Below are 10,253 nucleotides of genomic sequence, written 5' to 3'. Positions count from 1 at the left end.
GGCCCCCTCCTCGCGGGGAGGGGGCCCGGCCTTCCGCCGTCCCCGCCCCGAGCCGAAGGGCGCGCCCGGAGGCGAGCGGGCGGGTAACGACGGCTACTTGAGCATCGCGGCGGCCTCGACCGCCCAGTAGGTGAGGATCTGCTGGGCGCCGGCCCGGCGGATCGAGGTGAGCGTCTCCATGATCATCCGCTCCCGGTCGATCCAGCCGTTCGCCGCCGCGGCCTCGACCATCGCGTACTCCCCGGACACCTGGTACGCGGCGACCGGGACCGGCGAGGCGTCGGCGACCTGGCGCAGGATGTCCAGGTAGGCCATGGCCGGCTTGACCATCACCATGTCCGCGCCCTCGGCGAGGTCCTGCTCCAGCTCGCGCAGCGACTCGCGGGCGTTGGCCGGGTCCTGCTGGTAGGCCTTGCGGTCGCCCTTGAGCGAGGAGCCGACCGCCTCGCGGAACGGGCCGAAGAAGGCCGAGGCGTACTTGGCGGTGTAGGCGAGGATGCCGGTGTCCTGGTGCCCGGCCTCGTCCAGCGCCCGGCGGACGACGCCGATCTGGCCGTCCATCATGCCGGACGGGCCGACCAGGTGGACGCCCGCGTCGGCCTGGACCCGGGCCATCTCGGCGTAGCGCTCCAGGGTGGCGTCGTTGTCCACGCTGCCGTCGGCGGCCAGCACGCCGCAGTGGCCGTGGTCGGTGTACTCGTCCAGGCACAGGTCGGACATGACCACCAGGGAGTCGCCGACCTCGGAGACGACGTCCCGGATCGCCTGCTGGAGGATGCCGTCCGGGTTGGTGCCCTCGCTGCCGATCGCGTCCTGCACGAGCGGGACGCCGAACAGCATGACGCCGCCGACCCCGGCCTCGGCGGCCTCGACCACGGCCTTGCGCAGGGTGTCCCGGGTGTGCTGGACGACGCCCGGCATCGAGCCGACCGGGACGGGCTCGCTGACGCCCTCGCGGACGAACAGCGGCAGGATCAGCTCCGCCGGGTGCAGCCGGGTCTCGGCGACCAGACGGCGCATCGCCGGGCTCTGGCGCAGCCGGCGGGGGCGAACGTACGGGAATTCAGCGGACACGGCTTCTCTCTCCGAACGGTGGTGCAGCTCCGGGGGCGACGGGATCGCCGCCCCCGGGTCCCGGACAGGGGTCAGCGGGCCTTGCGGCGCGAGCCCGGGCGGCGCTCGCTGGGCCGGTAGACCGGCTCACCGGCAGCGGTCGCGGTGTCGCGGCGCTTGGCCCCGAAGTCTGCCAGCGCCTGGGCCAGCGCGGCCGCCGACGGGGCCGGGGCCATCACGTCGACCCGCAGGCCGTGCTCCTCGGCGGTCTTCGCGGTGGCCGGGCCGATGCAGGCGATGACGGTGACGTTGTGCGGCTTGCCGGCGATGCCGACCAGGTTGCGCACGGTCGAGGACGAGGTGAAGAGCACCGCGTCGAAGCCGCCGCCCTTGATCGCCTCGCGGGTCTCGGCCGGCGGCGGCGAGGCGCGCACCGTGCGGTACGCCGTCACGTCGTCGACCTCCCAGCCGAGCTCGACCAGGCCGGCCACCAGGGTCTCGGTGGCGATGTCGGCGCGCGGCAGCAGCACCCGGTCGATCGGGTCGAACACCGGGTCGTAGGGCGGCCAGTCCTCCAGCAGGCCGGCCGCGGACTGCTCGCCGGAGGGCACCAGGTCCGGCTTCACGCCGAAGTCCACCAGGGCCTGCGCGGTGGTCTCGCCGACCGCCGCGACCTTGATGCCGGCGAACGCGCGGGCGTCCAGGCCGTACTCCTCGAACTTCTCCCGGACCGCGCGGACGGCGTTCACCGAGGTGAACGCGATCCACTCGTAGCGGCCGGTCACCAGGCCCTTGATGGCCCGTTCCATCTGCTGCGGGGTGCGCGGCGGCTCGACCGCGATGGTCGGCACCTCCTGCGGCACCGCGCCGTACGAGCGCAGCTGCTCGGACAGGCCGTGGGCCTGCTCCTTGGTGCGCGGCACGAGGACGTTCCAGCCGAACAGCGGCTTGGTCTCGAACCACGAGTGCGAGGCGCGGTGGGCGACCTGCTCGCCCACCACGGCTATCACCGAGGTGGCCGGGTCGACCGGGGCCGAGACCGGCGAGGGCAGCACCCGGGCGGCCTTCAGGTCGGCCGCGATGCCGGACAGGGTCGAGGTGAAGGTGCGCTGGCGCGTGGTGGTGCCGGACAGCGTCGCGCTCAGCGCCGCCTCCGGCTTGCGGCCGTTGGAGACCAGTGCGGCGGCGGTCGCGGGCAGCTGGCCCAGCGTCGTGCGGACCACCAGGGTGGTCTCCGGCGCGCCCAGGTCGACCGGGCCGCCGGCCAGCAGCGCTGCGCCGTCGACGAAGCGCACGTCCGCACCGGCGGAGCCGCGCAGCGGGACGCCCGCGTAGGCCGGCACGCCGACCGACTGGGCGACGCCCGGGATCACCTCGAAGGCGATCCCGTCGCCCGCGCAGCTGAGCATCTCCTCGGCGGCGCAGCCGTCCAGGCCCGGGTCGCCGTCGACGGTGCGGACCACGTGCTTGCCGGCCCGCACGGCCTCGGCGACCAGCTTGGCCAGGTCGAGCTCGACGCCCTCGGCGCCGGGGGTGTGCACCTGCACTCCGGCCGGGCAGTGGCTGCGCACGGCGGCGGCGGTCAGCGGATCGGCGACCAGGACGTCGGCCGAGGACAGCACCTCGACCGCGCGCAGGGTCAGCAGCCCCGGGTCCCCGGGGCCCGCGCCCAGGAAGGTGCACCGTCCGGTGGCGGACTGGCCGCCCGGGAACGGGATGTCGGTGGCGGCGGTGGGGCTCATGCGCCCACCTCGCTGCGCTCGGCGGTCTCTTCGCGAAACGCGCAACTCTTCATGATTCGCTCGCTTCGCTCGCTCATCGGGCTCGCTCCCCCATCAGGGCGGCCGCGCCCGCGTCGAGCAGCCGGGCGGCCAGCGCGCGGCCGAGGGCCGTCGCCTGCTGCTCGGCGGTCTCGTCGAGGACGATCGGACCGTTGGCGGACATCTTCAGCAGGGTGGCGCCGTCGGTGGTGCCGACCACGCCCTCCAGCCGCAGTTCGTTCGGCCGGCCCCAGGTGGCCAGCCCGGCCACCGGCGCCGAGCAGCCGGCCTCCAGGGCGGCCAGCAGCGCCCGCTCGGCGGCCACCTCGACCCGCGTGGGGGCGTGGTCGAGGGCGGCGAGCGCGGCGGCGAGGTCAGTGTCGGCGCTGGTGCACTCGATGGCGAGCGCGCCCTGGCCGGGGGCCGGGATCATCAGCTCGGGGTCGAGGTGCTGGGAGATCTCGGCGCTGCGGCCGAGCCGGTTCAGGCCCGCGGTGGCGAGCACCACGGCGTCCAGCTCGCCCTTGGTGACATAGCCGATCCGGGTGTCCACGTTGCCACGGATCGCGACGGTCTCCAGGGCGGCGCCGCGGGCGGCGGCCCAGGCGTTCAGCTGGGCCATCCGGCGCGGGGAGCCGGTGCCGATCCGGGCCGGGCGGCCGGCGCCGGCCAGCTTCTCCACCAGTTCGTCCAGGGCCAGGCCCTCGCGGGCGACCAGGGCGTCGCGGACGTCCTCGCGCTCGGGGACGGCGGCCAGCACCAGGCCCTCGGGGGCGGCGGTGGGCAGGTCCTTCAGCGAGTGCACGGCGAAGTCGATCCGGCCCTCCAGCAGCGCGTCGCGCAGCGCGGAGACGAACACGCCGGTGCCGCCGATCTGGGCCAGCGCCTCGCGCGAGGTGTCGCCGTAGGTGGTGATCTCGACCAGCTCGACGGCGCGCCCGGTGAGCCTGGTCACCTCGCGGGCGACCATGCCCGACTGGGCCATGGCGAGCGCGCTGCGCCGGGTGCCGAGCCGCAGGGCGGGGGCGGCCGGAGCCTGCTCCGTGATCGGTTGACCATTCATGAGGTGATCGTCCCGGTGGTACTCGTGGGATGGCTGACGGTTCATCCGGCGCTCCCGCCCGAGGGCTGGGGCCGGCCGCCGACGGGCGTGCCCGACACGGCGTGCACGGCCGCCGGGTCGAGGTCGAACAGTTCGCGCAGGGCGTCCGCGTAGGAGGCGCCGCCGGGCTCGGCGGCGAGTTGTTTGACCCGCACGGTGGGTGCGTGCAGGAGCTTGTCGACGACCCGCCGGACGGTCTGGGTGATCTCGGCGCGCGAGCGCTCGTCCAGGTCGGGCAGCCGGGAGTCCAGCCGGCCGAGTTCGGCGGCGACGACGTCGGAGGCCATCGACCGCAGCGCGACGACGGTCGGCGCGATCCGGGCGGCCCGCTGGGCGGCGCCGAACGCGGTGACCTCGTCCGCGACGATCCGGGTGACGGCGTCCACGTCGCCCGCGCCGGGGCTGGCGGCGTGCGCGTGCGAGAGGCTCTCCAGGTCGACCAGCAGGGCGCCGGGCAGCTCGTGCACCGCGTGGTCGACGTCGCGCGGCATCGCGAGGTCCAGCAGGGCGAGCGGCTGCTCGGCCCGGCGCAGGGCGACCGCGGCGGCGACGTCCTCGGTGCGGATCACCACGCCGGCCGCGCCGGTGCAGGAGATCACCAGGTCGACGTCGGCCAGCGCCTGCGGCACCTTGGCCAGGTCGAGGGTGCGGGCCACGCCCGGGCCGAGGATCTCGACCAGGCGCTCGGCGCGCGCGGGCGTCCGGTTGGCGACCAGCAGGTCGGTGACGCCGGAGCGGACCAGGGTCGCGGCGGCCAGCGAGCTCATCGAGCCGGCGCCGACCACCAGGGCCCGCTTGCCGGCGATCTCGCCCGCGCCGGCCGCGACCTGCTCCAGGCCGAAGGTCACCAGCGACTGGCCGGCCTTGTCGATGCCGGTCTCGCTGTGCGCCCGCTTGCCGACCCGCAGCGCCTGCTGGAACAGCTCGTTCAGATCGCGCCCGGCGGTGTGCTCCTCCTGGGCCTTGGCGAGCGCGTCGCGCAGCTGGCCGAGGATCTGGCCCTCGCCGACGACCATCGAGTCCAGGCCGCAGGCCACCGAGAAGAGGTGGTGGACGGCGCGGTCCTCGTAGTGGACGTAGAGGTGGGGGGTCAGCTCCTCCAGGTCCACGCCGCTGTGGTGGGCCAGGAGCAGGGACAGCTCGGCGACGCCGGCGTGGAACTTGTCGACGTCCGCGTACAGCTCGATCCGGTTGCAGGTGTTGAGCAGCGCGGCCTCGGCGACGGTCGCGGTGGCCGCGGCGTCGTGCAGCAGCCGGGTCGGCGCGTCACCGGTCAGCGCGGCGCGCTCCAGCACGCCGACCGGGGCCGTCCGGTGGCTCAGTCCTACGACGAGAAGACTCACGCCCGCCCCCCACAGATCTTCGTGTTCATGCGGGCATCACCGCGGACAGATCGCCCTCGCCGCCCTTGGCCGGCTTGCCCTTGGCCTGCTCGGCCTGGTCCTTGGCGGTGGTCTCGGCGCGGCCCTTGCCGTTGCCGCCGGCCGCGCGGCGCAGCTTGGCGGCCGCGGCGCGGACCGGGCCGGGGGCGCGGTCCAGCACCGACTCGGTGCGGTCGGGCTCCTCGCCGGCCTTGCGCTGCTCGTGGAAGGCCAGGATCTGCAGCTCGATGGAGAGGTCCACCTTGCGCACGTCCACGCCGTCCGGGACGGTCAGCACGGTCGGGGCGAAGTTGAGGATGCTGGTGACGCCGGCCTCGACCAGGCGGTCGCAGACCTGCTGGGCGGCACCGGGCGGGGTGGTGATGACACCGATCGAGACGTGCTGGCTCTCGACGATCGACTCCAGCTCGTCCATGTGGCGCACCGGCAGCCCGGCCGCCGTGGAACCGACGACGTTCGGGTCGGCGTCCAGCAGGGCGGCGACCCGGAAACCGCGGGAGGCGAAGCCGCCGTAGTTCGCGAGGGCGTGGCCGAGGTTCCCGATGCCGACGATGACGACCGGCCAGTCCTGGGTCAGGCCGAGCTCGCGGGAGATCTGGTAGACGAGGTACTCGACGTCGTAGCCGACACCGCGGGTGCCGTAGGAGCCGAGGTAGGAGAAGTCCTTGCGCAGCTTGGCGGAGTTGACCCCGGCCGCGGCGGCCAGCTCCTCGGAGGAGACGGTCGGCACCGAGCGCTCGGAGAGCGCGGTGAGGGCCCGCAGGTAGAGGGGCAGGCGGGCGACGGTCGCCTCCGGGATGCCCCGGGCACGCGAGGGTCGGCGCGTGGCGCCCTGGTCGGGCGTCTGCGAACTGCTCTGTGGTGATCGGCCGATTGCCACGGTGCTCCTGTGGGTGAAGCTGGGCTTTGGCAGCCAGGCTATGCGTTTGTGAACGTGTGCACAAAGATGGTGTCCGATTTGTCCCCGCACAGTGATGCGCATCACGCCGTCGAACCCATAGCACCGCAGTCCGTCAGGACCACGGCCGGGGCCGGTACCCCGGGCAGCCACGGGCCGTACGGCGCCTCCCGGCGCAGCAGCGGGACGGCCGCCCCGGACGGGCGGGAACGGGCCCGGCCCAGCCGCGGCCACGGCACCAGGGCCGCCTCGCGCAGCGCCCCCGCCAGGTCGTCCGGCGCCAGGTCGTCCGGCGGGCCGCCCGGGACGCCCACGCAGTGGCGCAGCAGCTCGGCGGTCACCCGGGCGTCGCCGAGCGCGGTGTGCGCCGGGTACCAGCCGAGGCCGGCCGCCTCCACGCAGGCCGCCAGGCCGTGGCCGCGGGCCTCCGGCAGGAGCGCGCGGGCCAGCCGCATCGTGCACAGCAGCGGGACGGGCGGCAGCGGCACGCCGATGCGGGCGAACTCACGGTCCAGGAAGGCGTGGTCGCAGCTCACGTGGTGCCCCACCAGCACCCGGCCGGCCAGCAGCTCCAGCAGCCGCGGCGCGATCTCCCGGAAGCGCGGGGCGCCCTCGACGTCCGCCTGGCTTATGCGGTGCACGTGGGTCGGGCCGACCGGGCCCAGCGGGTCGAGCAGGGTCGCGAACTCGCCCTCCGGGTGCAGCTCGCCGTCCAGCAGGACCACCGCGATCTCGACCACCCGGTGCCGCCACGGGCTCCGGCCGGTCGCCTCCACGTCCACCACGGCGAAGCCCTGGGCCCCGGCACCGTCCGGGGCTTCGGAGGGCGCGGGGGTGGGACCGGGAAGCATGGCGGCACTCCTCGTGTGCTCAGCCCCCCACGGGCGCAAACGAGTTCGATCGTAAGCCGACGAACACGCTCCGACATCGCCGGTTCGGAGTGGGTTTGGCAACGATTCGGCGACTCGCCCCCGCCGGTCGGCGGGGGGGGGGGAACGGCCAGAGCCCGGGAAAAGGCGGCGGAGGGGGGTCAGCCGCCCAGCGCGGCGCGCAGGCGGCGCTCGTCCACCCGCCAGAAGTCGTGCTGGCGGCCGTCGATCAGCGTCACCGGGATCTGCTCCCAGTACAGCCGGTACAGCTCCTCGTCCTGGGTGATGTCCTTCTCCTCGAAGGCCGCGCCCAGCTCCCCCGTCACCCGGACGATCACCTCCCGGGCGTCGTCGCACAGGTGGCACCCGGGCTTGCCGACCAGGGTCACGGTACGGTCCGCCGGGGACGGCTTCGGGCTCTTGTCACGTCGCAGCAGTGGGCTCACCCGGCCATTGTCCGCCCCGCCCGCGGCGGCCCCGCGCCCGGCCGCGCAGCGCTCTGTTCACCGCACGGGCACGCCGCCGTCACGGCCGCTGCGCGCCCGGCTGGCTATGCTCGATGACATGGCCGTGCTCCGAAGGCTCACCCGCGCAAGGCGCCCCACCACCGAGCTGACCGCCCTCGCGGGCGAGGCCGCGGCCGAGGCGGCGGAGGCCGCCCTGCGCGCCGAGCCCGAGCCGGCCGGAGCCCTCGCGGACACCGCCGCCGACACCCCCGGCGCACCCACCACGGCCCCCGGTGCGGCCACCGGCAGGCCCGGGAAGGCCCCCAAGGCACCCGCAGGCAACCACACCCCCGAGCCCGGGGACCCGCACGCCGCCGCCTTCTTCGACTGCGACAACACCATCCTGCGCGGCGCCGCGATCTTCTACCTCGGCGTCGGCCTGTACCGCCACGGCTTCCTCACCCGCCGCGACATCGCCCGCTTCGCCTGGCAGCAGGCCTGGTTCCGGCTGCACGGCGCCGAGGACCCGGACCACATCTCGGACGCCCAGCACACCGCGCTCGGCCTCGTCGCCGGCAAGGCCACCGCCGAGCTGGAGGCACTCTGCGAGGAGGTCTTCGAGGACGTCGTCGCCGACAAGATCTGGCCCGGCACCCGCGCCCTGGTCCAGATGCACCTCGACGCCGGCCAGCGGGTCTGGCTGGTCACCGCCGCCCCGCTGGAGGTGGCCCGGGTGATCGCCCGGCGGCTCGGCATGACCGGAGCGCTCGGCACCGTCGCCGAGGCCCGCGACGGGCTCTACACCGGCCGGCTGGTCGGCGAGCTGCTGCACGGCCCCGCCAAGGCCGCCGCGGTCTCCGCGCTCGCCAGACGCGAGCGGCTCGACCTCGACCGCTGCGCCGCGTACAGCGACTCGGCCAACGACATCCCGATGCTCTCCCTGGTCGGCCACCCGTACGTGGTGAACCCGGACGGCGCGCTGCGCCGGCACGCGCGCGCCCAGGGCTGGCGGGTGCGGGACTTCCGCACCGGGCGGAAGGCGGCCAGGATCGGGTTGCCGGCCGCGGCCGCGCTCGGCGTGCTCGCGGGCGCGACGGCCGCCGGGGTCGCGCTGCACCGGCGGCGCCGCCGCGCGTGATCCCGCGCACGTTCCGCCACTCCCCGACGCGCGCGAGTTGCCGTCGGAGCCGCTCCGAACTCCCTCGCACGGCCTTCCCCTTCATGGGTGACCAGACGTCAACAGGGCCGCTGACCTGGCCCCTCGTACGGGCGAACTCCGGTCCACGGCAGGGCCGTCCGACCCCGCTGCCCGAACCTGATACCCGCTGACCGGTTCTGATCGTTCGCCAGACCGGGAAAGTCGGCGATTACCGAGCCCCAAGGCAGGGAAACCGCCCACCGGACCGCCGAATTGGTCACCCTGAGCGCTCGTTCGGTCACGTTGGGCCGGATGAACGGTGACACGATCGGTCAGTGTCAGCCGAATATGCACGCGAAATGGATCCCAAGCGACCACTTCGACCACACGGTGTAGCTGTCATTGCACAAAGCGTTATTCTCTCCTGGATGCGCGTCACCCGACCGCCCCGTCCGAACGGGCCATGGTGGCGTGCTCTCCGCGCAGGCGGAGGTGATCCGTCCACAGTTCTGCCTCTGGGAGTCCCGTGTACCCACCCGTCCGGAACGACGCGCCTGCACCCTCCCGCCCGTCGTCCGCGCCCCTGCGCCCCCGCACCGGCCTCCGCGGTCGCCCGGTCACCACCCGGCAGATCTCCACCGGCCTCGACCTGCTGCGCAGCCTGCTCCTCAGCCAGCTCGCCGTCTCGCCCCAGCTCGTCCCGGCCGGGGCGGCACTCGGGCCCCAGCCGGCCCCCGGGCTCGCGCTGCGCACCACCGCGGCCGGCTCGGCCGGCACCGGCTCCCGCGGCCGCACCGGCACCACCGGCGTCGGCCGCAGCCGGACGCGCACCGCGCCCACCCCGGGCTACGAGACCGAGCACAACCCGATCATGGAGCTGGTCGAGCGGGCCCAGGCCGGCGAGAGCGAGGCCTTCGGGCGCCTCTACGACCACTACTCGGACACCGTCTACCGGTACATCTACTACCGGGTCGGCAGCCGGGCCACCGCCGAGGACCTCACCAGCGAGACGTTCCTGCGCGCCCTGCGCCGGATCGGCACCTTCACCTGGCAGGGCCGCGACTTCGGCGCCTGGCTCGTGACGATCGCCCGCAACCTGGTCGCCGACCACTTCAAGTCCAGCCGCTTCCGGCTGGAGGTCACCACCGGCGAGATGCTCGACTCCAACGAGTGCGAGCGCAGCCCGGAGGAGTCGGTCCTGGAGTCGCTCTCCAACGCGGCCCTGCTCGACGCGGTGCGCCGGCTCAACCCGCAGCAGCAGGAGTGCGTCACGCTCCGCTTCCTGCAAGGGCTCTCGGTGGCCGAGACGGCGCGGATCATGGGCAAGAACGAGGGCGCCATCAAGACGCTGCAGTACCGGGCCGTCCGCACCCTGGCCCGCCTGCTCCCGCCCGACGCGCGATGAGGCGCACGGCCGTGCGGGCAGCGGCGGCCGCGTGCGGCGCCGACGGGGAGATACCCCACCGGGCCCGAGCCGTCGGTCCGTCACCACCGGTGGCGGGCCCACACCGGCGGGGGTAAGGGGGGGGCGAAGGTAAGTAGGGGGTTAACGACCCCCCCCCCCCCGCGGTGGGCCAATTGGAAGCCGCCCCCCCGCGGAAGGTC

General features: G+C 74.6%; 9 protein-coding genes. 2 read left to right on the top strand and 7 right to left on the bottom strand.

Features of this window, described 5'->3' with window-relative positions; all coding sequences use genetic code 11:
* Positions 1 to 93: 93 nt before the first annotated feature.
* The 7 genes from hemB to ACFVU9_RS35430 all read right to left on the bottom strand — a co-directional run bounded on the left by hemB (position 94) and on the right by ACFVU9_RS35430 (position 7,510).
* Positions 94 to 1,074, bottom strand: coding sequence for a porphobilinogen synthase (hemB, locus tag ACFVU9_RS35460; RefSeq protein ID WP_380446765.1), 981 nt, complete (start codon positions 1,072 to 1,074; stop codon positions 94 to 96).
* 71 nt (positions 1,075 to 1,145) lie between these two features.
* Complete coding sequence (locus ACFVU9_RS35455) at positions 1,146 to 2,795, bottom strand: uroporphyrinogen-III synthase (RefSeq protein WP_380446767.1); 1,650 nt, start codon at positions 2,793 to 2,795, stop codon at positions 1,146 to 1,148.
* Between the two features lie 73 nt (positions 2,796 to 2,868).
* A complete protein-coding gene (hemC, locus tag ACFVU9_RS35450) occupies positions 2,869 to 3,876 on the bottom strand; it encodes a hydroxymethylbilane synthase (RefSeq protein ID WP_380496638.1) in 1,008 nt (335 codons plus the stop codon).
* A gap of 41 nt (positions 3,877 to 3,917) precedes the next feature.
* Positions 3,918 to 5,258, bottom strand: coding sequence for a glutamyl-tRNA reductase (locus ACFVU9_RS35445; protein ID WP_380503798.1), 1,341 nt, complete (start codon positions 5,256 to 5,258; stop codon positions 3,918 to 3,920).
* Between the two features lie 25 nt (positions 5,259 to 5,283).
* Positions 5,284 to 6,177: a redox-sensing transcriptional repressor Rex gene (locus ACFVU9_RS35440; RefSeq protein WP_380446775.1), complete on the bottom strand. Its 894-nt coding sequence runs from the start codon at positions 6,175 to 6,177 to the stop codon at positions 5,284 to 5,286.
* A 101-nt stretch (positions 6,178 to 6,278) separates the two neighbouring features.
* On the bottom strand, positions 6,279 to 7,046 hold the full coding sequence (locus ACFVU9_RS35435) for a PolC-type DNA polymerase III (protein WP_380503801.1): 768 nt from the start codon (positions 7,044 to 7,046) through the stop codon (positions 6,279 to 6,281).
* Between the two features lie 179 nt (positions 7,047 to 7,225).
* The gene (locus ACFVU9_RS35430; RefSeq protein WP_363656471.1) at positions 7,226 to 7,510 is read right to left on the bottom strand and encodes a glutaredoxin family protein; all 285 of its coding nucleotides are present in this window, start codon (positions 7,508 to 7,510) and stop codon (positions 7,226 to 7,228) included.
* A gap of 118 nt (positions 7,511 to 7,628) precedes the next feature.
* Here ACFVU9_RS35430 and ACFVU9_RS35425 point away from each other — a divergent pair, with 118 nt between their 5' ends.
* Positions 7,629 to 8,648, top strand: a complete 1,020-nt coding sequence (locus ACFVU9_RS35425) for an HAD family hydrolase (protein ID WP_380503804.1) — start codon at positions 7,629 to 7,631, stop codon at positions 8,646 to 8,648.
* 583 nt (positions 8,649 to 9,231) lie between these two features.
* Positions 9,232 to 10,053 carry an ECF subfamily RNA polymerase sigma factor, BldN family gene (locus ACFVU9_RS35420; protein ID WP_380446809.1) on the top strand — a complete coding sequence of 274 codons (822 nt, stop codon included), beginning with the start codon at positions 9,232 to 9,234 and terminating at the stop codon, positions 10,051 to 10,053.
* The last annotated feature ends 200 nt before the right edge of the window (positions 10,054 to 10,253 follow it).

Origin of the sequence: Kitasatospora sp. NPDC057936 (genome assembly GCF_042887525.1) — a bacterium.
Taxonomy (GTDB): Bacteria; Actinomycetota; Actinomycetes; order Streptomycetales; family Streptomycetaceae; genus Kitasatospora.
The sequence above is the reverse complement of the archived record's forward strand: the minus strand, read 5'-3'. Positions and strand labels throughout refer to the sequence as shown.